At 37.1% G+C, this 24,345-nt stretch carries 16 protein-coding genes; 11 read left to right on the top strand and 5 right to left on the bottom strand.

The genetic code is table 11. The features are described from left to right. The first annotated feature begins 61 nt into the window (after positions 1 to 61). The 3 genes from mnmA to ACQ33O_RS06280 are packed head-to-tail and all read left to right on the top strand — an operon-like array spanning position 62 to position 3,888. Positions 62 to 1,177: a tRNA 2-thiouridine(34) synthase MnmA gene (mnmA, locus tag ACQ33O_RS06270; RefSeq protein WP_430994709.1), complete on the top strand. Its 1,116-nt coding sequence runs from the start codon at positions 62 to 64 to the stop codon at positions 1,175 to 1,177. Positions 1,178 to 1,197: 20 nt separating this feature from the next. Then, on the top strand, positions 1,198 to 1,932 hold the full coding sequence (locus ACQ33O_RS06275; RefSeq protein WP_430994710.1) for a hypothetical protein: 735 nt from the start codon (positions 1,198 to 1,200) through the stop codon (positions 1,930 to 1,932). Between the two features lie 51 nt (positions 1,933 to 1,983). Next, complete coding sequence (locus ACQ33O_RS06280; protein ID WP_430994711.1) at positions 1,984 to 3,888, top strand: S8 family serine peptidase; 1,905 nt, start codon at positions 1,984 to 1,986, stop codon at positions 3,886 to 3,888. On the opposite strand, the gene ACQ33O_RS06285 is transcribed toward ACQ33O_RS06280, so the two are convergent. Together ACQ33O_RS06285 and odhB are read right to left on the bottom strand one after the other, a co-directional pair. Further along, positions 3,889 to 5,064: an Fmu (Sun) domain-containing protein gene (locus ACQ33O_RS06285; RefSeq protein ID WP_430994712.1), complete on the bottom strand. Its 1,176-nt coding sequence runs from the start codon at positions 5,062 to 5,064 to the stop codon at positions 3,889 to 3,891. Between the two features lie 79 nt (positions 5,065 to 5,143). After that, on the bottom strand, positions 5,144 to 6,352 hold the full coding sequence (gene odhB, locus ACQ33O_RS06290; RefSeq protein WP_430994713.1) for a 2-oxoglutarate dehydrogenase complex dihydrolipoyllysine-residue succinyltransferase: 1,209 nt from the start codon (positions 6,350 to 6,352) through the stop codon (positions 5,144 to 5,146). Positions 6,353 to 6,650: 298 nt separating this feature from the next. Here odhB and ACQ33O_RS06295 point away from each other — a divergent pair, with 298 nt between their 5' ends. After that, positions 6,651 to 8,294, top strand: coding sequence for a hypothetical protein (locus tag ACQ33O_RS06295; RefSeq protein WP_430994714.1), 1,644 nt, complete (start codon positions 6,651 to 6,653; stop codon positions 8,292 to 8,294). Between the two features lie 26 nt (positions 8,295 to 8,320). Continuing rightward, positions 8,321 to 9,475: a T9SS type A sorting domain-containing protein gene (locus ACQ33O_RS06300; protein WP_430994715.1), complete on the top strand. Its 1,155-nt coding sequence runs from the start codon at positions 8,321 to 8,323 to the stop codon at positions 9,473 to 9,475. Between the two features lie 125 nt (positions 9,476 to 9,600). On the opposite strand, the gene ACQ33O_RS06305 is transcribed toward ACQ33O_RS06300, so the two are convergent. Continuing rightward, positions 9,601 to 12,345 carry a 2-oxoglutarate dehydrogenase E1 component gene (locus ACQ33O_RS06305; protein WP_430994716.1) on the bottom strand — a complete coding sequence of 915 codons (2,745 nt, stop codon included), beginning with the start codon at positions 12,343 to 12,345 and terminating at the stop codon, positions 9,601 to 9,603. 351 nt (positions 12,346 to 12,696) lie between these two features. Between ACQ33O_RS06305 and rpsT the strand changes: the two genes are divergently transcribed. The 6 genes from rpsT (at position 12,697) to ACQ33O_RS06335 (ending at position 20,861) form a co-directional block, all read left to right on the top strand. Then, positions 12,697 to 12,954: a 30S ribosomal protein S20 gene (rpsT, locus tag ACQ33O_RS06310; RefSeq protein WP_430994717.1), complete on the top strand. Its 258-nt coding sequence runs from the start codon at positions 12,697 to 12,699 to the stop codon at positions 12,952 to 12,954. Between the two features lie 143 nt (positions 12,955 to 13,097). Continuing rightward, the gene (locus ACQ33O_RS06315) at positions 13,098 to 15,857 is read left to right on the top strand and encodes an endonuclease (RefSeq protein WP_430994718.1); all 2,760 of its coding nucleotides are present in this window, start codon (positions 13,098 to 13,100) and stop codon (positions 15,855 to 15,857) included. An 81-nt stretch (positions 15,858 to 15,938) separates the two neighbouring features. Further along, entirely contained in the window at positions 15,939 to 16,313 is a 375-nt protein-coding gene (locus tag ACQ33O_RS06320) for a hypothetical protein (protein ID WP_430994719.1), read from the top strand. A 75-nt stretch (positions 16,314 to 16,388) separates the two neighbouring features. After that, positions 16,389 to 18,236 (top strand): aspartate--tRNA ligase, encoded by a 1,848-nt coding sequence (gene aspS, locus ACQ33O_RS06325; RefSeq protein ID WP_430994720.1) that lies wholly within the window; start codon positions 16,389 to 16,391, stop codon positions 18,234 to 18,236. A gap of 75 nt (positions 18,237 to 18,311) precedes the next feature. Beyond that, positions 18,312 to 19,571: a replication-associated recombination protein A gene (locus ACQ33O_RS06330; RefSeq protein WP_430994721.1), complete on the top strand. Its 1,260-nt coding sequence runs from the start codon at positions 18,312 to 18,314 to the stop codon at positions 19,569 to 19,571. A 15-nt stretch (positions 19,572 to 19,586) separates the two neighbouring features. Next, a complete protein-coding gene (locus ACQ33O_RS06335) occupies positions 19,587 to 20,861 on the top strand; it encodes a hypothetical protein (protein WP_430994722.1) in 1,275 nt (424 codons plus the stop codon). 58 nt (positions 20,862 to 20,919) lie between these two features. On the opposite strand, the gene ACQ33O_RS06340 is transcribed toward ACQ33O_RS06335, so the two are convergent. Both ACQ33O_RS06340 and ACQ33O_RS06345 read right to left on the bottom strand, forming a co-directional pair. Continuing rightward, positions 20,920 to 21,396: a hypothetical protein gene (locus ACQ33O_RS06340; RefSeq protein WP_430994723.1), complete on the bottom strand. Its 477-nt coding sequence runs from the start codon at positions 21,394 to 21,396 to the stop codon at positions 20,920 to 20,922. Positions 21,397 to 21,639: 243 nt separating this feature from the next. After that, entirely contained in the window at positions 21,640 to 24,279 is a 2,640-nt protein-coding gene (locus ACQ33O_RS06345; protein ID WP_430994724.1) for a PKD domain-containing protein, read from the bottom strand. Positions 24,280 to 24,345 lie beyond the last annotated feature (66 nt).

The following is a 24,345-nucleotide window of genomic DNA, read 5'->3' on the forward strand; positions in this document are numbered from 1 at the left end:
CTGAATTGCTCTTTTTCGCAATCAGTCATACAATCGTATCTTTGCATCGACAAATTTCGATATGAGTAAGAAGGGTAAAGTTTTAATGGCAATGAGTGGTGGTATTGATAGTACCGTAGCTGCCCTCATGCTTCACAAAGAGGGATATGAAGTAGTAGGGATTACTATGAAAACATGGGACTATGCCAGCAGTGGTGGAACGAAAAACAATAAAGAAACCGGTTGCTGCAATATTGATTCATTTAATGATGCAAGAGCTGCTGCAGTAGAACATGGTTTTCCGCATTATATTTTAGATATCAGAGATGAGTTCGGTGATTTTGTGATCGATAATTTTGTGGATGAATATCTGGCCGGCCGTACGCCTAATCCCTGCGTAATGTGCAACACTCATATTAAGTGGCGGGCTTTATTAAAAAGAGCTGATGCATTGGGTTGCGATTTTATTGCCACCGGCCACTATGCACAAATTCATCAACACACCAACGGACGTTACTTCATACGTAAAGGCATAGACGAAACCAAAGACCAAAGCTATGTACTTTGGGGTTTACAACAAGATCTGTTGAGTCGTACATTATTGCCGCTAGGGACTTATCACAAAACAGCTATTCGTCAAATGGCGCATGATTTCGGTTATCCTGAATTGGCAAAGAAAAATGAGAGCTATGAAATTTGTTTTGTACCGGATAATGATTACCGTGGTTTTTTAAAACGCCGGGTTGAAGGATTGGAAGAAAGGGTAGATGGCGGAAATTTTGTTGATACTAACGGTAATATTTTAGGCAAACATAAAGGATATCCTTTCTATACCATCGGTCAAAGAAAAGGACTTGAGATCGCTTTAGGTAAACCGGCATTTGTAACTGCCATCGATCCGGAAACGAATACAGTTGTATTAGGGGAAGAATCTGATCTGAATGGAAGTGAAATGCAGGTAGCTAAATTGAACTGGATAAAATATGATGGTGTTGCTGAAAACATGGAAGCAATCACTAAAATACGCTATAAAGACAAAGGCGCACTGAGTACATTGTTTTCAAAGGATGGAGGTATAGCAGTTAAGTTTTATGAAGACGTAAAAGGAATTGCTCCGGGGCAAAGTGCTGTATTTTATGAAGGTGATGATGTGATCGGTGGTGGAATTATTCAGCGTGCCAAGCAGCCTTTTGTTTAAAATTTGTATCTTTCCTCTTTATGAAAAAATCTTTTTTATTCGTCGGTGTACTAATGACTGTATTATTCGTATCATGCGAAAAGGTTGAATCGCTTAATGCACTGCAATTAAGTGATTATTCACCTGCTATTATTGGTAAATACATTACCTACGATTTAGACTCCACAAGGTTTATAAATTTCGGAACAAGAGATACTGTTGTACACTATCAGGTAAAACTCGTGGTGGAAGAAGCCATCACAGATAATTTAAACCGACCAGCTTTTCGTGTAGCAAGGTATATCCGTAAAACGGCTTCGGATGCATGGCAATCCGATTACCATACTTTTATGTTGATTAATACAGGATCTTCTCTGGAATTTGTTGAAAATAATATGCGATTCCTCAAACTCAAAAGGCCGATCCGAAACGATTTTTCATGGAAAGGAAACGTTTATATTGATACACACTCGGCCGAAACACCTGTAGCTTATTTGGATGATTGGGACTATACTTACGAGAATGTGAACGAGCCTCTTACATTGGGTTCGATCAACCTTGATAGTACAATAACGGTTAATCAACGAAATGAAATTCTAAACAACCCTGCTGATCTTGAACATTACAGTGAAATCAATATCAGTGTAGAAAAATATGCAAAAGGAATAGGTATGGTATATAGAAATTTTTTGCATAAAGAATATCAACCTCCAACAGACAAACCGGGTTATGCATTAGGCTATGGCATTACAATGACAATGATCGATCATAATTGATGCAATTCCTTCTTCATAATTTAATGATGTTTTTAAGTTATTAGCAATGGTATGAGGAAATTTCTGTTCTTCTTTTTTGCGTTGATCTTTCTGCAGGAGACGATCTCTTTTGCACAAACCAGGTATATTATACGACTTAAAGACAAAGCAAATAATCCTTACTCGTTAAATGCCCCCGACCAGTTTCTTTCTCAACGTTCTCTAGATCGAAGAATTTTGTATGATCTTACTGTTGATTCTTCAGATATGCCGGTTACACCGGCTTATATTGATAGTATTCGTTTGTCCGGAAACGTTAGTATTCTTAATGTAAGTAAATGGCTTAATCTCGTAAGTATAAAAACCTCTGATGCCGCAGCGCTCAGTAAGATCAATGCTTTTCCTTTTGTTCTCTCCGTCACTGCTTTTGCCTCTAGGCCTAAATTACGACCGGCCAAGCCTTTCTACTCCGATAACAAAGCTTCACTAGCAAGACCATCCGGTGTAAATGGTTATTATAGTTACGGGCAATCGTTTAATCAGATCCGTTTGAACAACGGAGATTTTTTACATAACCATGGCTTTAGAGGAGCGAATATGCAAATAGCTGTTCTGGATGCAGGGTTTTCAAATTATCAAACACTCATTACTTTTGATAGTGTTCGAAATAATAATCAAATCTTAAACACCTGGGATTTTATAGATCATGAAATAGATGTTAATGACGATTATCAGCATGGAGCGGAATGCTTTAGTACAATTGCCGCAAATTTACCCGGATCGTTTGTCGGTACGGCACCCAAAGCTTCTTTTTATTTATATAGAACCGAAGATGCATACACGGAAAATATTTTGGAAGAACTGAACTGGGCAGCCGGTGCAGAAAGAGCTGATAGTGCAGGAACAAATGTTATATCTTCTTCATTAGGCTATAATACGTTCGATGGCAATATTGCCAATCATACCTATAGCGATATGACAGGCGATAAAACAATTTGTGCTAATGCAAGTGACCTGGCTGCAAAAAAAGGAATACTTGTTGTAAATGCAATTGGAAATACAGGAAATGACCCATGGCATTATCTGGTTACTCCTGCAGATGCAGATAGTTGTCTTGCAATTGGCGCTATCAAAATTGATGGTACAGTAAGCAACTTTAGTGCCTTTGGTCCGAGTTATGATGGTCAGATCAAACCTGACCTGGTTACTTTGGGAGAAGGTACAACTATTGTCAATACTGTAACCGGGCAGCCAACTTCAGGTAATGGAACATCTTTTGCAACACCGATCATTTCAGGTATTGCAACTTGTTTGTGGGAAGCTTTTCCTGAAGTGAATAACATGACGATCATTGATGCGTTAAGAAAATCGGCTGATGAATATACAACACCTGATAACAGATCGGGCTATGGAATACCAGATGCGAAAAAAGCATTTGTGGATCTGATCAAGCAACTACATACACAACAGTTTACTATTAGCAAGTGTGCGGTTAATTTAAAATGGACTGCAAAATGTGCCGCTGATATGAATTTCGTTGTCGAAAGAAAATTACCGACTGATGTCGACTTTGCTGTAGTGGCAACTAAAACTAATGAAGGAGCTTTTGCTGTAAAGAATTTTGTTTTCAATGATGATCTGTCTAATGTAACATATCCTGCCGTTGTTTCATACAGAATAAAAATGAACATTGCTTCGGATACTAGTTTTTACCTCGATTCGGTTAGTTTGAATTATCAAATGCCATGTTACCCATATGTTTTTGAAGGAAATGGAAACTGGGATCTGGCCAGTAATTGGAGTAATAATACTATTCCCCCTGCAATATTACCGGCAGGCAGCAAAATTATCATTAACCCTTTGCCCAATGGTAAATGTATTCTGAATCAAAGTCAGCATATAGCAGCGGGAGCAATATTGCTTGTTTTGTCGGAAAAGCAATTGCTGGTAGAAGGGGCATTGGAGATAGAAGAATAATTACTTTTTACGAAACACTGCAATAAACATTGAATCTGCTTTTTTATCGTATCCTTTAAGTAGCTCCATTCTTAATAATTCAAGATCGAATTTACTCAATATGAAACGCACCACCTCTTCATTCTCTTCTTTGAAAACAGAGCAGGTAATATAAACAAATGTTCCGCCTGGTTTCAGGTAAGGTATTACGTTAGTCGTAATTTTTTTTTGCCGATCGCTGAAATCTTTGATCGAATCCTCCTTGAAAAAAGCCAATTGTTCAGGTGTTCTTGCCCATGTACCGCTTCCCGTGCAGGGTACATCACATACAATGATGGAAGATGGCTCGACAGGATGCTCAAACCCGGTCTTCTCAATATCAGCAATAAAATATTTATAAGATTTTAGTCCTGCTTTATTAAATCGTTGATGAAGGTTAAGGATGATAGACGGACGTATATCCGAAACCGTAAGATCTATGCGTTGGTTGAAGATGTCAAATAGTAGTATTGATTTTCCTCCGCTTGCAGCACAGCAATCCCAGATCGTTGTCAAGGGTGTTTCATAAGTAGCATTTTGAGGTTTAAAAAAATCAAATACTTTTTGAGAGTTGTAATCCTGAATGATAACTTCCTTATCTATTGTGAAATATTCTTCAACATTGGTAGAATTGGTCAACACAACACAATCATCATCTTTGATTGTATATTCTAATTTACTTTTTTCAAGCTTCTTTAAAAATCCGAGCCTTGTTTTAGGGCGTATCCGCAAGAAAAGATCGGGTTGTACTAAAAATGAAATGCTGAATTTTTCCGCATCAATTGTTTCACTTAATCTGCCGGCAAACGGAAAAAGGTCTGATAAAATAAATTTGCTTCCGAGTAACTGAAACTTAATTTGTAACGATTGATTTATCTGTTGATTCCATTCGGGCATCAACGCCTCAAGCAGGTCTGAGGACTCATTTTCACAAAGAAAAAAAGCCATCAGTATTTTTTCTTGCGGAGGAACACCGTTAGCTGCAGATCCGATCCTGAAATAGTTGTAGCATAAAGCGCTTATCTGCTTTCGATCTTTTGAACCAAACTTTTTATTTGCAGAAAAAAAAGATCGCATAAAAATGGCCAATGGTACATCTCCCTTATAATTTTTTATAAGTTGTTCGGCGGTATTCATGTATGAATGGAAGCGGCTCATTGGTACAAATATAAATTCAAAGGGATTGATTCTCATCAATCCCTGTAAATTCGAACACGAAATATTTTGACAATATTTATTATAACTCTAATAAACTTTTAACCGGATCTTTTCCAAATAACAACAATGCAGGATTTTCAAGTAACTCTTTTACTCTTACTAAGAAACTTACAGACTCTCTACCATCAATAATCCTGTGATCATAGCTCAAAGCAATGTACATCATTGGTTTTATTACAACTTGCCCATTGATGGCCATTGGTCTTTCCTGTATTTTATGCATTCCAAGAATAGCCGATTGAGGAATATTGATGATGGGTGTACTCATTAAAGAACCAAATACACCACCATTTGTAATAGTGAAAGTGCCGCCGCTCATTTCTTCCAGCGTTAACTTGTTATCTCTTGCTTTGGTAGCAAGTATCACTACTGTTTTTTCGATCTCAGCCATGCTTAAGCTTTCAGCATTTCTAATCACAGGCACTACCAGTCCTTTAGGAGCACTAACGGCAATAGATATATCACAGTAATCATGATAAACAACATTTTCTCCATCGATCATTGCATTTACTGCAGGCCATTCTTGCAACGCAAAACAACAGGCCTTAGTAAAGAAGCTCATGAATCCAAGATTAACGCCATGTGTCTCTTTGAATTTGTCTTTATTTTTTGCTCTGATCTCCATGATCGCACTCATATCTACTTCATTAAAAGTAGTGAGCATAGCAGTAGTATTTTTAGCTTCAACTAAACGGCGACTTACGGTTTTACGCAGGTTGCTCATTTTTTCAGGTTTGCTGGCTCTGCTAAACATGTCTGCACCCGGTTTTCTACCCGGATTATTGATCGCTTCTAATACGTCTTGTTTAATGATCTTTCCGCCGGCACCGGAAGGTGTAATTGTTTTTGTATCTACTTTTTTATTTGATATGATCGCCGCTGCTAAAGGAGTGGCTTTTACGTCTGTTGCTGCAGGAGCTTTAGACGGAGCAGGTGTTTCAGCGGCTTTTTGTTCAGGTGGTGCGGCAACAGGAGCACCTTCGGGTCTTTTTGCGTCGGTATCAATGCTGCAAGCAATATCGCCAATTTGAAGTGTATCGCCTTCCTGAGCAATTGTCTTCAATATTCCGGCCTGTTCGGCATTGATTTCAAAAGTAGCTTTTTCGCTTTCCAGTTCAGCAATCACTTCATCTCTTTCTACCCAGTCGCCATCTTTTTTTATCCATTTAACAAGTGATACTTCTGAGATACTTTCACCAACTGTAGGAATTTTGATTTCTATTGCCATTTTTGTACAGAATTGAGTTGCAAAGGTCGGTTAATTTGGGCAAGATTTTTGTAAAAAAGTAAAGAAAAATTCACTTTTAAGATATTACAAAAAAAAATCTGTTATCAGGTAAGATTTTAAAGAATTAAATTCCTACCTTTATCGTGTTGTAAGTACACATTTAGATTGCTATACAAAAACGGCCATTTATTCAATAAATTATCTTTTTTATCAAGATTTATTTTTCTTTTGAAAAAAAAGAGTATTTTTATTCGGTAAATTGACATAATTACAGATTTGACATTTTAAAAACAACTACATGATACGGAGAAATTTACATTTCGTTTTGATGGTTTCAGCTATGTTTGTTTGCAGTTTTGCATCAGCACAGTTGTATATCGACAATGCTCAGTTTTTTATCCAGAGCGGAGCCACAGTTACGGTACAAGGTGATGTTACTAGTAACGCAGATATTCAGGGTACGGGTAAACTGCAATTGAAAGGTTCGGGTAACCAAAATATCAGTATGTCAGGAAAGACAATTCCTTTCTTGGAAATTGATAATGTGGCGAACGCTACTTTAACTTCTTCCGCTAAAGTAAGTGACAGTATTTTGTTCACAAACGGTAATATCATCTTAGGCGCAAACAACCTTGCTCTTGGTACTACTACCGGAAAAATTGTTAATGCGGCATCAACAAGATTTGTTGTTACAAACGGAGCCGGTAAATTAGTGAAAGCTGCTTTGGGCGCTTCTGCATTTACTTACCCTGTAGGTAACTCAACTTCAACTTATAATCCTGTAAGCATTTCAAATAGTGGTACTGCAGACAGTATTGCTGTTAGATGTTTAGCAAATGCATTGTCTCAAGGTACAACCGGTACTGCTTTTACCAAAGAAGTTGTAGACGCAAGCTGGGATATCTCTGAATCAGTAGCAGGCGGAAGTAGCTTATCGGTTACTGCTAACTGGGCTACTTCAGATCAATTAGATAACTTTAATATAGCTAAGCCAACAGGGCTTTCATATTATGTAACTTCTCCGGCAGCTAGTGTTGGTTGGGATCTTTTAAACAGTGCTGCTGCAGTTGCTTCTGCAGGTACACCTAATTATAGTGTAACTCGTACTGGCATCACCACTTTAGGAACTTTTGCAGTAGGTCAAAGACCAGTGTTGAGTCCATTATTAATTGCACCGAAAGTATTTTTACAAGGTGCTTATAATACAGGTACAAATCTGATGAATACAGGTTTAGCTACTTTAGTTCAAATACCACTTAACGAACCTTATACAGGAATGACCGGATTTACACATAGCGGTAGTGGCGGTGGAGAAAAAGTAAGTGCTACAAGCGTATTCACTACTAATAGTATAGTTGACTGGGTATTTGTACAATTACACAATGGTGCAGGTACAGTTGTTTCTACTCGTGCAGGCTTATTGAAAAACGATGGTACAATCGTTGAAACTGATGGTGTTACTCCTTTAAGTATGGCGGGTAACGCACCTGGCTCTTATTTCTTCTCAGTAAGACACCGTAATCACTTAGGCGTTCGTTCTGCGGTAGCACAAGATCTATCTGCTGCAAAAGTGACTACATTCTCATACAATTTTGCTTCGGGTTTAGCTCAGGCATTGGCACCCGCAGCAAATGCAGCGATGACCAATAAATATGGTTCAGGTATTACTACACCGAACTATATGCTTTGGGCAGGTAACCCAAGTTTGAATAATAGAGTAGCTTATAGTGGTGGTGGTAACGATGAAAACGTGCTTTTAAATAACGCACCACTTTCAGGTAATAAATCAGCGGCGGGTTCTGCTGTTGGATATTGGTTAGGCGATTTGAACTTGAGTGGTAAGGTAACTTATTCAGGAGGTGCAAATGACGAAAACTTATTATTGAACATATCACTTTTAGGAAACAAAACAGCAACTGGTATTTTACAAGCTGCATTCTAATTTTTTAATTTTTTAAACTACACATAATGAAAAAAATTCTAACCATTTGCTCAATCTTAAGTGTCGCTATATTTTCTTCTTTTACAGCTGTTAGTCAGGTGCAAACAACATTAGTTCAAACAGGTACTAATGAAGTTACTATGTATGTTAAAAGTTCAACAGCTTATAATACTCAGGTAGGGAATATGACATTTGTGATCAGTATTGCTGATCAAGGTGTAAACAATCCGACAGATGCTCAGATCACAAAAACATTGTTAATGAATAATGTTTACTTCGAAGCTACAGGTATCAGCAATCCTTATGTATTTGATGGAAGGGCTTGGTACACTTATAATATTCTTCCTACAACCGGTACTGACGTTGCTACCAACTGGCCGGCTAATACTGACAATGCAATTGCGACCTTTACTTTCCCAAGCAATGGTTACTTCAATACAATGTTGTTAGATGACATTAGAAACGATTTTGTGAATAATGTTACTAACACAATGTATATGTACATTCAGTTGAACGGTGGTCTTGGTGATGTTACTGCAGCAGATCCTTTCTACGGTACAGGAGCGGTTAACAACGGAGGATCTGCAAGACAATTTGTTCCATTGCAATTGACACCTTCACCTGTTAAATTCACAGGTTTTTCTGCAACTAAAAAAGACAATAGTGCTTTGTTAGCTTGGCAAATTACTAATGAAGATGCGAATGTTTTATCTTATGAAGTAGAAAGAAGTACAAATGGTGTAACATTTACTAAGGTTACTTCTCTTGCTCCTAAGAATAATGGTTTGACCAACAATACTTACAATTTGACTGATGATAATTTATCATCTTTACAATCATCGGTGGTTTACTATCGTATCAAACAAGTTGATAAAAATGGTGCTGTTATTTACACAGATATTAAAAGTGTTAGAGTTACAGCAAAAGGAGTTGTAATAGGAGTTTATCCTAACCCTGTTCAAAATACCACTAAGCTTAGTTTAGATCTTACTGATGATGCTACTGTAACAGTTAATATTACTGATGCTACCGGCAGAGAAGTTAAACGTGTTAATTTTAATGCTACAAAAGGATTAAATATTAGACCAATAGATATGACTTCATTTGCTTCGGGCAGCTACTTATTAAAAGTACAAGCAGGCACGGAAATAAAAACAATCTCTGTTGTTAAAACAAACTAATTTGATTTAATAAAAGCGGAATATAAAAAGCCTCGTCATTACAGACGAGGCTTTTTTATGGGGGTACATTAAAAAAGGTTGATACAAAATAGTATCAACCTTCTAATATTTTTTATGAAGAATGATTATGCAGAAAATGCAGTATTGATCAATTCAGACTGTTCTTTTGCATGAACTTTTGCATAACCCGTTGCTGTTGCTGCACTGGCTGTTCTGCTGATGATATAAAAGTTGATATTTTTTACATTCATTCTAAGAAAAGCGGCAGCACCCATATTTAAAGGTTCTTCCTGAATCCAGTACCATATTGCTTTTCCGTATTTACTGTACAGCTCATCTAACTGTTTTTGAGGTAAAGGATGTATTTGCTCAAGGCGAATGATAGCAATATCTGTTCGGTTTTCTTTTTGTTGTTTTTCAAGCAGTTCAAAATAGATTTTACCGGAGCACAGTAAAACTTTTTTCACATCTGCTGTATCCTTGATCCAATTATCATCGATCACTTCTTTAAATCCTCCTGAAGTAAATTCACTCATTTTACTTTGACTTCCTGCATGTCTTAAATTAGCTTTCGGTGAAAAGTTAATGAGTGGTTTACGGAACTGCCATGTTAACTGACGACGTAAAGCATGAAAGAAGTTTGCCGCAGTAGTAATATTTGTAACCACCATGTTGTTCTCAGCACACATTTGTAAGAATCTTTCCATTCTTGCGCTACTATGTTCAGGCCCCTGTCCTTCGTAACCATGCGGTAATAACATAACCACGCCATTCATACGCTGCCATTTTGTTTCAGCTGCTGCAATGAACTGATCGATGATGGTTTGTGCACCATTACAGAAATCGCCGAACTGTGCTTCCCAGATAGTTAATGCATTCGGATTAGCCATGGCATATCCATATTCAAATCCAAGTACCGCATATTCACTTAATAAAGAGTTGAAAATTCTGAACGGAGCTTGTGTATCTGTAAAATGATCTAAACGATTATAAGACTTGTTGGTTGTTTCATCTTGTATAACAGCGTGACGGTGACTGAATGTACCTCTTTGTACATCCTGCCCACTCATGCGGACATCTTTTCCCTCTACCAATAAACTGCCATACGCCAATAATTCTCCGGTAGCCCAGTCAACTTTTTGCTCGTCAGAAAAAAGTTTAACCTTATCCTGTAATAATTTTTCTACTTTACGCAAGGGCTTAAAATCAGCCGGCCATTGCATTAGTTTATCGAATAAAAATTTAAAATCTTCCTCTTTAATAGATGTATCAGGAGATACTTCGAAATCTGCCGCAGTAGCTCTACGTAAACTTTGCCACCATAATTCAGGCTTTTGAAAAGTATAAGGAAGTGGGTTTTGTTTTACTTCGTCTAACCTTTCCTGTAAGTCGGCGAGGAACTGTTTTTCCATTTCCTTCGCCAATGCCTGTGCATCAGGCTCTCCATTCTGTATAAGGTATTGTGTATATACTTCTCTAGGGTTGAGATGTTTATCAATTAAAGCGTATAACTGTGGCTGTGTAAATTTAGGTTCGTCGCCTTCGTTATGTCCGTGACGACGGTAGCAAACCATATCAATAAAAATATCGCTGTTGAATTCCTGACGATAATGTGTTGCAATTTGTACCGCTTTAACCACAGCTTCCGGATCATCTCCATTAATATGCAAAACCGGGGCTTTTACCATTGCTGCTACTGAGGTGCAATAATCAGATGTACGGGCATCATCAAAATCTGTAGTAAAGCCAATTTGATTGTTGATCACAAAATGAACTGTACCTCCGGTATAATATCCCTTCAAGCCACTCATTTGTAAAACCTCGTATACGATGCCTTGACCTGCTACAGACGCATCGCCATGAATTAAGATTGGTAATATCTTATCATAATCGCTATTGTACATGACATCTGCCTTGCTACGGGCAAAGCCTATTACCAGTGGATCTACCGCTTCAAGGTGAGATGGATTAGGACAAAGTTTTAAATTTATTTTATTACCAGAGTCAGTTATCACTTCGCTACTAAATCCCAAATGATATTTCACATCACCGCTTCCCATGGTTGTATCAGGGGTTGCCGTTCCTTCAAATTCACTGAATATTTGTTCATAGGTTTTACCCATGATGTTGGCCAATACATTCAATCGTCCTCTATGCGCCATACCTATTACCACTTCCTGTACATTGTTGGAAGAAGCGGTGTTGATGATAGCATCTAATGCTGCAATAGTTGTTTCGCCTCCTTCTAACGAAAAACGTTTTTGTCCAATGTATTTTGTGTGAAGGAATTTTTCAAACATTACACCTTCATTCAATTTTTGTAAAATTCTTTTCTTTTGCGGAAGAGAAATAGGTTGTAACATTTTATTTTCAACCGCATCAATGATCCAGTCGATTTTTCTACGACTGTTTACTGCACTGAATTCTACACCAAGATGAGTAGTATAACATTTTTGTAAATGATTGACAATGTTTTGTAAACTTGTTTTACCAAGACCTACAAATTTGCCTGCTTCAAATTCATTTGAAAGATCGTTATTCAACCCAAAATTTTCCAATTCAAGATTAGCCATTCTATCCTTACGTTGACGTATAGGGTTTGTTTGAGCGATCAAATGGCCTTTTCTTCTGTATGATTGTATTAGTTGGTAAACAGAAAATTCTTTATCTAGGTTAGATACTGGTGTTGTAGCTCCATTAACAGTTGCGCTACCGTTTACTTTAGCCGTACCGTTTGCAACAGCAAAATCAAAACCTTCAAAAAATTTTCTCAGGTCTGTATCTACACTTTCAGGATCTTTTACAAAATCATTATAAAGGTTTTCTATGTACTGAGGGTGGGCATTAGTGATGTACTGAAAGTCTTTCATTGCGAAAAGAAAATTTATTAAATCGTTAGTGGAACTGTAAGAGAAAAAATTGTGAGTGCAAATATCGGTAATTTACTCGTTGAATTTACATGCTTTGCTAATGAATTCAGGTAATAATGCGACATCGATTGCACCAAACGAACAGATGATTCAAAAATTTAATGCAAAGGAGAAGAAATGGTATTTTATGCTATTTACAGCCTTAAGTAGTCATAAAATCAACCCTAAAGGGTAAAAATGGCTAAAAAACCGATTTTTAATACTTTTGTGCACTCGGAACGAAAATTATTCATTTTAAAAACCGATTTTCAAATACTTTCCCTTATCTTTGCAGCCCAAAAAAAGAATTAAATGGCAAATCACTCAGCTACCAAAAAAGATGTTCGTCAAAGCCGTAAGCGTAATGAACGTAACCGTTATTATGGGAAAACTACCCGTAATGCAATCCGTGATATCAGAGCATTGGACGAAAAGAAAGCTGCAGCAGATAAATTACCTGCGGTTGCTTCTATGATCGATAAATTAGCTAAAAAAGGTACTATTCACAAAAATAAGGCTGCAAACTTAAAAAGTAAGCTGGCTAAAAAAGTGAATGCTTTAGCAAAGTAATATCTACTTTAATAGAACAAATTCAGATATAGTCTGTCGATATTTTCGGCAGGCTTTTTTTGTTAAAACACGAATCTCTTCTTGTTATATCAAAACTATTTGTACCTTTATAATTCTGCAATTTTTTTACAATTAATATGCGTATGAAAAAAATATTACAATTTGTTGTTGTTTTTTTAACAATTTCGACAATTTCGGCTAAATCGCAAATATCAATAACAAGTTTAGGAACGCCTTACTCACAAGACTTTAATACGCTTGCAAATTCAGGCGCAACCAATACTATATTTCCTACCGGATGGGCATTTTTGGAAGTAGGCTCGAATGCTAATACTACTTATGGTGTAGATGTTGGCAGTTCTGCAACAGGTAATACGTATAGCTATGGGGCTATCAATAATACAGAAAGGGCTTTAGGTTCTCTTAGTTCTTCGAATATCCAATCAAAATACGGAGCCAATTTTACCAATAATTCAGGTTCAACCATTACATCTTTAACCATTACTTATGTTGGAGAACAGTGGAGATTAGGGGCTACCAGTGGCCGTTTAGATACTTTGCATTTCAAATATAGCACAGACGCTACCAGTCTTTCTACAGGAACATGGGTAGATGAGAATAGTTTGGATTTTACTTCTCCTAACGTGACCGGGGTTGTAGGTTTATTGGATGGTAATGCTACAGGAAATAAAACTTCAATAACTTTTACTATTTCCGGGTTGAACATAACTTCTGGAAGTTCTTTTTGGATTAGATGGGATGATATTGATGCGACAGGTGCTGATGATGGTATGTCAATTGATGATGTTACAGTTTCTTACAACGGTGTAGTAACTCCACCATGTAATCAACCTGCAGCTCAACCAACTTCGTTGGTTTTAACACCTTCACCGGCTAGTATTGCAGGTTCTTTTACGGCGCCGGTTACAGCTCCGGATCAATACTTGATCGTAAGAAGTACCTCTTCTACTTTATCGGCTACACCGGCAGATGTAACAACTTACACCGTAGCACAATCATTTGGTGGAGGAACGATCATTGCAATACAATCAAACACCACATTTACTGACATCAATTTATCTGCAAGCACGCAGTATTACTATTTTGTTTTTGCATTTAATTCAGAAGATTGTTTAGGTGGGCCGAATTACTTATCTACTTCGCCTTTAACCAACAATGCCACTACGTTGCCTTTAGCAGCTTGTGTTGCACCGTCTGCTCCTCCAACAGCTCTAAACTTAACCCCTTCTAACAATACAGTTCTTGGAAGTTTCACTGCTTCAGCGACTGCAAACAGGTATTTGATTATCAGAAGTACAAGTAGTGTATTAAATATTCCTCTTGCAAATGGTACGACTTATACAGCCGGTCAAGCGTTGGGCAATGGTGTTGTAGTAGATTATACGTCAAATACTTCGTTTGTAGCATCGGGCTTAGCTGCAGCAACTGTATATCACTTTTATATATTTGCAGCCAATGCCGAATGTACAGGAGCACCTTTTTATCAAAGCACTCCTTTAATGGGCAATACTAATACTACAAATACAAGTACAGGTGTACCTGCAGGTTATTATAATAATGCATTAGGAAAAAATTGTGCTGCTTTAAAAACAGCATTAAAAGATATTATCTCTGCGAACACAACACAACTTACCTATACACCGGGAGTATGGAATGCGGTTAATAGTATAGACATACATAGAAACGATGCAAATACTGCTGATATTATCTGGGATATTTATACAGATAATCCGGGAACAGGTCCGTCCAATGCGGAGCTTTATACATTTAGACCGGATACAGACCAATGTGGTACGTATAGTCAGGAAGGAGATTGCTACAACAGAGAGCATAGTTTTCCAAGAGAATGGTTTGGAGGTAATGTATATCCGATGTACTCAGATATTCACCATATTTTCCCTGTAGATGGCTGGGTAAATGGTAAGCATGATAGCAATCCTTACGGAGAAGTTTCTAATCCTACATTTACTTCAAAATCGAACGGAAGTAAACTAGGTCCGAATACCACAGGCTGTTACACAGGTACTGTCTTTGAACCAAACAATGCATACAAAGGAGACATAGCTCGTGCTCAATTATATATGATCACTCGTTATCAGGATAATATGGTTGCTTGGAAAAACAATGGTAATGCAGATGCTGCATTGAACGGAACAACTTATCCTTCTTTGGATGATTGGTACATTCAATTGTTACTTAAATGGCATCATCAAGATCCGGTGAGCCAAAAAGAAATTGACAGAAACAATGCTATCTATGCATTGCAAGGAAACAGAAATCCTTTTGTAGATGTTCCATCTTTTGCAGATGACATGTTCTCATGTGTAAATTATTCATGTATCATACCGGTTAAATTAATTGATTTCTCAGCCGTAAAATCAACGTCAAGTATTTCATTGAAGTGGGCTGCTAATACAGAGATCAATTTTAAAAATTATCAGGTAGAAAGAAGTATTGATGGAACAAATTTTACTTCCATCGGTAATGTGGCAGCACAAGGGTTACCTAATTATTCTTTTGAAGACAATGCTTTGTCAGCTGCTAATATGATCGTTTATTACAGACTAAAAATGATCGATATTGACGGGAAAGCATCTTTCAGTAAAATAATTTCCGTTAGATTGGATCATGTTGTAAAATCAACTTTAATATATCCTAATCCTGTTAGAGATGTGGTTACCATTAAGTTATTACAAAATTTGAAAGCTAACAGTATGCTAACAGTAACAGATGCCATTGGCAGAACTATAATGCAAAAAAATATAACTGCAACACAAAATATCATTCCTTTAAATGTGCAAACTTTAGCCGCAGGAAAATATTTTGTTTCAATTAAAAACGATGCGGAGTTGATCCGTGAATCATTTATAAAAGTGAAATAGTGTTTTCTAGTGATAGATATCAAGCCGCCTTTTTAGGCGGCTTTTTTATTGCCATATGTATATATTTGTCGAAAAAAGAGAATGAATACAGAAACCTATTCTATTCCATTGCGGTATCGTAAAATGGAAAATCTCCACATTATTTTTTGGTTACTGAAGGATATTAGTTGGTGTATGATCTGGAAACCATTGGGTATAGCAATGATCTTTCCTACGCTTATAATTGCTATCGTCATAGCCATACGCACCCGCCAATTCATGAGTGAAGTATGTCATAATGTAGCAATAGTAGTTTGGATCACAGCCAACTCATATTGGATGATCAGCGAATTTTTGCATTTCGATGAAAAAATACTGTTTGGGGATTACACTTATAAACATCTTGCCTTGATCCCTTTTTTTGCCGGGCTAAATTATACTTGGTTATTATTACTTATGGTGGAAACCAATGCATAAAAATGTGATTGAAACGATGTAAGAGTTTTAAATTATCTTTGCCGGCAATTCATAAATTACAACAGACCATAAATAATGTATAGATCTCACACTTGCGGCGAATTACGAATAGCCGATATAAATAAAGAAGTAACCCTTAGCGGATGGGTGCAAACCGTTCGTAAATTTGGAAGTATCACTTTTGTTGATCTTCGAGATCGTTACGGTATTACCCAATTATTATTTTCAGAAAATTTGAATGCTCAATTGGATGCTAATCCTTTGGGAAGAGAATTTGTGTTGCAGGTAAAAGGTGTGGTGAATGAACGTAGTAGCAAAAATGCAAATATTCCTACCGGAGAAATTGAAATTGCTGTAAGTGAATTCACAATATTGAATAAATCTGTAGTACCTCCATTCTCTATACAAGATGATACGGATGGTGGGGATGAATTAAGAATGAAATATCGTTTCTTAGATCTTCGCAGAAATATTGTAAAGAAGAATTTAGAATTAAGATATGCAGTTGGCCGCAGTACTAGGAATTATTTGCATGAAAATAATTTCATGGATATTGAAACGCCGTTCTTAATTAAATCTACTCCGGAAGGTGCAAGAGATTTTGTGGTGCCGTCAAGAATGAATCCCGGACAATTCTATGCATTACCTCAATCACCACAAACCTTCAAGCAATTGTTGATGGTGAGTGGGTATGATCGTTACTATCAAATTGTAAAATGTTTCAGAGATGAAGATCTGAGAGCAGACCGTCAACCCGAGTTTACGCAGATAGATTGTGAGATGAGTTTTGTAGAGCAGGAAGATATTTTGAATATGTTTGAAGGCTTGGTAAAACGGATATTCAAAGATGTAAAAGGTATAGATTATACGGATATTGTTGAACGTACAACCTGGGAAGAAGCCATGTGGACTTATGGAAACGATAAACCGGATATTCGTTTTGATATCAAGTTGTGTAATTTGAAATTCCCTCAACATACATTTCCAACTAAAGAAAGTAAGACAGATTTGATTGGTGGTGTTTCTTTCGGTGTGTTTGATGATGCTGAAACGGTTATCGCTATTGCTGTTCCCGGATGTAGTGAATACACCCGTAAACAAACAGATGAGCTAACGGAGTGGGTTAAACGTCCGCAGATTGGAATGAAGGGATTGGTATTTATCAAATGTAATGCTGATGGTACTTACAAAAGCAGCGTAGATAAGTTTTATAGTGAAGAAAAATTAAAAGCCATCGCTGATGCTGCCAATGCAAAAACAGGTGATTTGATCTTAATATTAGCAGGTGCTGAAGAAAAAACGAGAAAAGCAAGTAGCGATCTTCGTATGTATATGGCTGATAAGTTAGGCTTACGTAAAAAAGATGAATTCAAATTACTTTGGGTACTGGATTTTCCGTTGTTTGAATTTGCATTGGAAGATCAGGATGGAGGTGGAGCAGGTCGTTGGGTTGCAAGGCATCATCCTTTTACCAGTCCCAAGCCTTCACATGTTGATATCATGATCAATAATTCTCCGAAAGTAGAGAACTTAGATAAGTATCTGGAACATCCTTATGCAGGTATTAAAGCCAATGCCTATGATATGGTGTTGAATGGGAATGAAATTGGTGGTGGTTCAATCCGTATCTTCCAAAGAGAATTACAAGAAAAAATGTTTGCTGCGTTAGGTATGGATGAAGAGGAACAACAACACAAATTTGGTTTCTTATTAGGTGCTTTTGAATATGGAGCTCCTCCACATGGGGGATTGGCATTTGGTTTCGATAGATTATGTGCCATTTTGGGTGGAAGCGAAAGTATCAGAGACTTTATTGCTTTCCCTAAAAATAATAGCGGCAGAGATGTGATGTTAGATGCTCCGGCTGAAATAGCTAATAAACAGTTTGATGAGTTGCAGATCAAGCTTGATCTGAAAGCATAAGTTTTCTGCAAAGATTATAATGTAAAATGGTTGATCACAAAATGGTCAACCATTTTTTATTGGTAAATTTGTTTTATGAGTCGTCCTCCACTCGCCGAACGTTTACGTCCCACATCATTAGATGAATTGACCGGTCAGCAACACCTTACCGGACAGGGGAGTATTTTACGTAAAGCAATTGAGCAAGGGAAAGTGCCCAGCATGATCCTATGGGGGCCACCGGGTGTAGGCAAAACAACAATCGCTAATATTATTGCCAATACATTAAAAGTTCCTTTCTATACATTGAGTGCTATCAGCAGTGGAGTAAAAGAAGTGAGAGAAGTGATCGATCTTGCAAAAAAGCAAAGCAATGTTATCTTATTCATTGATGAAATACATCGTTTCAATAAAGGACAGCAGGATGCTTTGTTAGGTGCAGTTGAAAAAGGGATCATCACATTAATAGGCGCTACAACCGAAAATCCATCTTTTGAAGTAAACAGTGCATTGTTAAGTAGAAGCCAGGTATATATTTTGAAAGCATTGAATAAAGATGATCTTATTACTTTGTTGCATCATGCAATTGAAAAAGATGAGGTCTTAAAATCAAAAAATATTACTGTAAAAGAAACGGAAGCACTGATCAATATTTCGGGAGGTGATGCAAGAAAATTATTGAATCTGTTTGAGTTGGTAACAGATACTTTAGGGATGAACGCTGTTGTAACGGATGATGCAGTAATGGAAATTGCACAGCAACGTATTGCTTTATATGACAAGAAAGGCGAACAACATTATGATGTGATCTCTGCATTCATAAAATCCATTCGTGGCAGCGATCCCAATGCAGCTGTGTATTGGCTGGCAAGAATGATAGAAGGTGGTGAAGATGTAAAATTCATTGCAAGGAGAATGCTGATATTGGCGAGTGAAGATATTGGCAATGCAAATCCCAATGCATTGTTATTGGCTAATGCTACTTTTGATGCAGTGAATAAGATTGGTTATCCGGAGTCGCAACTGATATTGTCACAATGTGCTATTTACCTTGCATCTAGTGCTAAGAGTAATTCTGCTACTGTTGCTATAGGAACGGCAATGAGTGCAGTAAAACAACATGGCGATCTTTCTGTTCCTTTTCACATTCGAAATGCGCCAACAAAATTAATGAAGCAGGAGGGTTATGGTAAGGGGTATCAATACTCACATAATTATGAAAATAATTTTTCATTGCAGGAGTATTTGCCTGATGAAATAAAAGACACTGCATTTTATTCTCCCGGTAAAAATGCTAGAGAAGAAGAGATGAGAAAACTATTAAAGTCTCTTTGGGGTAAAAAATATAATTATTAAAAGACCCGACATATTATGATTAGGCTACTACAATTATTCTGTTTACTTTTTATTGCACAATGGTCATTTGCACAAAATGATTCTATCCCTTTTTTTAAGGGAGCTTTAAAAGCGAACAGAGACAAAGCTTATCTCAATATCCAAAATGCAATCGTAAAAAAATTATCTCTTCCATTAGTAGACAGTACTGAACAGGATTGGATAGATGCTTTTTACTCTATGGAATTAATTCGATATAAAGATGAATGGGCAGTATCGAAAATAAGGACCGCATTTGATTCCATCAGCACAAGGAGCATTGATTTTCAAGTCGCATTACTTGAGGTATGTTATGCAAATTATCCTACCCAATTTATAGATCAAATATATGTACTTGGCAACGAAACAATGAATGCCAAGGTATATGCTATGGTTGGAGAGTATATGGTGCAATCGGGAGATATCAGGATGGCAGGTATTTTATTAACGAGTTTGAAACGTATACCCCTGATAGAAATGTCAGACTCCTCGAAAACCAGTAAAGCTTTTTTGGAAGCAACTAAATGCAAGGTCAAAGATGTAACTGATAAAAATTTCAGTAAAAAAGTAAAAGAAATATTCAAGAAAAAATATCTTTTATCAAATACAATCGTTTACAGTATTCAGCGTAAAAATAGAAATTATCCGGGTATCGTTATCGTTAAAGACAAAACAGGCAGTTATGTTAAAGATGAAAAGGGTAATATTTTTTCTGTTCCTCAATTAGCAAGAAGTATAACAAATATGCCGGGTTATATTAATAACGGGAATACACCACAAGGTATATTCAGAATGGATGGTTTTGATGTAAGTAGAAGTGGGGCTATTGGTCCAACAACTAATATTCAATTAATGATGCCATTGGAAACCAGTGTCCAACATTTTTTAAAAGACAGTTCTATTACTGATACTACTTGGACAAAAACATTATATGCTTGTTTGTTGCCTAAAGCACTAAAAAAATATCATTCGCTGTACCAGACATATATGGCAAGTGCATGTGGACGTACAGAGATCATTGCACATGGTACAACAGTTAATCCGGAGTATTATAAAGGGACATCATATTACCCACTTACACCAACAGAAGGATGTTTAGCTACCAAAGAGATCTGGAGTGAAGTAAATGGGAAAAGAATAGAAAGTGATCAGCAGAAATTAGTAGATGCAGTAAAAAAAGCGGGCGGAGCCGATGGATACTACATTGTAATTGAAATTGACGATCAACAAAAAGCTGTAACTATAGGTGAGCTACTTCCTTTGTTAAAATAAAAAACCCTCGAAATGATCAAGGGTCTTTTTTTATTTATCAGGGTTTGTTTACTAAGTATTATCCATCTACTTTTTTAAACATCATCACATAACCACATAATTTCTTTTTACTTTTATTATTTTGAACCACTTTCAACATGTGGTATTCTGAAAATTTTGGGATATAAGAATATCTGATCGTAGTACCATCTACATCACCCCATTGGTGTTTGATGTATGCAACTTGTTTTTCATCCCAGTCGTACATCCTTAATTCAAATAATTTAGAAGTGTATTCTCCGATAAAAACAAATTGATACCAGGTACCGGCATTTAATGGAACAATGATCGGCATTTCATACTCACTTTCCATTTGCATACTATTCTCTTTTACAAGAATAAATCCTTGTTTATATATTTCTTGCTTAATACTGTCGGCTTGTTTAATGATGTTTGCGTCTGTGCACGACGATTGTTTGATCAGGTCTTGCGATCTCCCAGATGCTGAGTACAACAGGAGAAACAATAGCAGGGTGGGTAGAGTGTAATTTTTCATCCGGTTTTTCTAATTAGATTTATTGGATTGCAACCTATGTATCATTGTTCAAAACTCAAATACTAAGGCAACATTTCAGGTGATCTGACCAATTTCATGCCAGAATATACCTGTGGGTACTAATACTTAACGGAGAAATACTGTGTTTTATTATGTATTTGGGGGATTTTTCGCAAGTTTTAATAGGGCGAAAATACCTAATATGTAAAATATTGAATTGATTATCAATTTTACTTGATGATTTTATCTAACTAAAACAACTGTACCCTGTTTGCTCAAAAATTTTCCTTCATAACTAATGCCTTCAACTCTCCAAACAAATGTTCCGGCTGCCTGCGGAATTCCTTTATATGTGCCATCCCACCCAAAATTATATCCGGTATGGTTGACTGAATATACCAATTGTCCCCAACGATTGTATACATTGAAGAAATTCAATTTTCTTACACCCAATAATATTGGTTTGAAAAGGTCATTAAGACCATCTCCATTCGGACTAAAGCCAGTAGGAACATAAAGATCGGCAGGTACTCTATATACTTTTACATTGATTGTATCACTGGCTTTACACCCTTCATTTGTTTGGGCAGATAAAATATATTGAATATCCGATGTGATATTGGCAACCGGGTTTTGTTTGCTGGTATTGTCTAATCCCGTAGCTGGTGACCAAGAATAGGAATCAGCATCTATGCCACCCTGTAAGTACAACAACTCTCCCAAAACAATTGCAGTATCACGTGGTCCGGCATCAGCAATTAAATTCAATACTCTTACTGTAAAAGTATCGTAAGTGGGTTTAGGACAGCCCAATGTATCTGTAACGGTTGCTATATAATTGATGGTTGATGTAGGAAACAATACAGAGGGATTTGGAATATTTGGATCACTTAGGAAAGTCGTTGGGTTCCATTTATAAAAACTTCCTCCGGAAGCATAAATTTTTGTTGACAAAGGAAAACAGGTACTGGTGTCTTTCGATTTTTGTTGTTGAGGGTAGGGCACTACCTTGATAGCAATTTCTGCCTCATCCTCACATTTACCGACATTACCTCTTACTTTATATATCGTTGAACTTAGTGGGGTGGCCGTCGGATTTTTTTTATTGATATCATCCAGACCTGCGGCAGGGCTCCATAAATATTCCAATGCCTCACTTGTGGGGAATAGTGTAATGGCATCTCCTTTACAAATGGTGGTGTCTGGTAATAGATCTACGGTAATAGATCTACGTACATCAATAAAAACAGAACTGTTATTCCTACAGCCATTCAGATCAGTTAATGTTGCAACATATCTTGTAGAAAGATCCGGGCTTACAAAAGGAGTTTTATTATCAATGTCGTTAATCATGTAGTTTGGTGACCAACTTACATTTCCATTGCCCGTTGCCGTTAGTTGAACAGTGTCGGTCCAGCAAATGAGTGTTGGCCCTGTTACCCTTACGGAAGGTGTATCATGAACGGTAATATCTCTGTAAACTGTATCTACGCATCCAAAAGTATTACTTACGATCAACGAAACATTTTTATAGACTTCGGCTGCAGGATAAGTATAGGTTGGTGCTGACAAGCGACTGGTATCATTTATTGTTGAAGTATTTCCAAAATCCCAACGCCAACCAGTTACTGTTCCATAATTGGTTTTTGTTGTATCGGTAAACTGAACCGGTTGTCCTATACAAGTAACATCAGTTGTAAATCCCGGAAAGAATCCAGGGTAAACTTTTACGGGTATGCTGGTAGAGTCCGCACACAAGCCGCCAACTGAAACTTTTAATTTCACTACATAAACTCCAGAATCTGAATAGGTATGTGTTGGCTTAGCATTTGTTGATGTATTTGTCAATCCCGATGCTGGATCTCCAAAGTTCCAAACATGATCTACACCGGTAGGCGTAGCAACATCGTTAGAAAAATTTAAAGTAAATCCATCGCAGGTAACGGGTTTGGGATTAAGAAAAGCCTGAAGTGGATCACAATCTCTAACTCTTATATGTAGTTCTTTTCTAGACTGGGCAAAATTCACACCGTTTCTATATTCCGAAACACAAACCGTTACCACATATTCTCCAGTGATAAGTATGGATGGCGCAACACCACTGATCATACCTGTAACCGCATTAATACTAACTTTCGATCCCATTGGGTTTGTACTGTTGAAGGGAGATTTGTAAGGCACAGAGAAGTATGGCGGTCTTACTGCAGGATTGGGCTCTGCATCTCCCGGTGGCGGAGCGGCGCCTGCGTAGGCATCACAAAATGCATAAGTGAGTGAATCGCCATCACTATCAAACGCCTTGAATGGATAACTAAAAAAACTATTCTGACAGACAACAATGGTATCATTTACTAAAAAATCGGGGCTATTGTTTTTGTTGGCATCTGGTACAGGAGAGCCGGTTCCGGGTATGGTAATCGTATAAGTGTTTCCAATGTCTCCGGAACTTACAATGTTATCCATCTCTTCAATTCTGCAGCACCGTTGATAGGATATAATATATCCATCGACAGATACGGGTATTTCATAATTATCAAGTTCATACACAACAACTGTGTAATAACAGCCTCTTTGATCTCCAGCAATACACGGTTCATCTTTGCTTTTTAAAAGATCAATTTCACTAGTCAATCTAACACTGGGGTTAGCAACTTGTTGTTTTGTACGGGCATTAAAAAAAGTAAAAGTGATCTGATTATTTAATTGTCCGGGGCTGGGGTAACATTCCATAAAAACAGTAAGCGTAACCTTATATCGAAGATTGGCGGGGTTAGCAATGCCCGGACCCAAATATTTGTACGTAAAAAAACCGCCTTTAATATGCCTTGCCGAAGCATCAGTTAAAGAAAAAAGTAATAATATGATAAATAGAATTTTCTTCATCTACAATATTCCTAAAGTGTAAAGACCTAAAAATGTGCCAAAACGCTGTTCTTCGAATCTCAAAGT

The organism is Ferruginibacter sp. SUN002, assembly GCF_050611725.1.
In the GTDB taxonomy this organism is placed as follows: Bacteria; Bacteroidota; Bacteroidia; order Chitinophagales; family Chitinophagaceae; genus Ferruginibacter.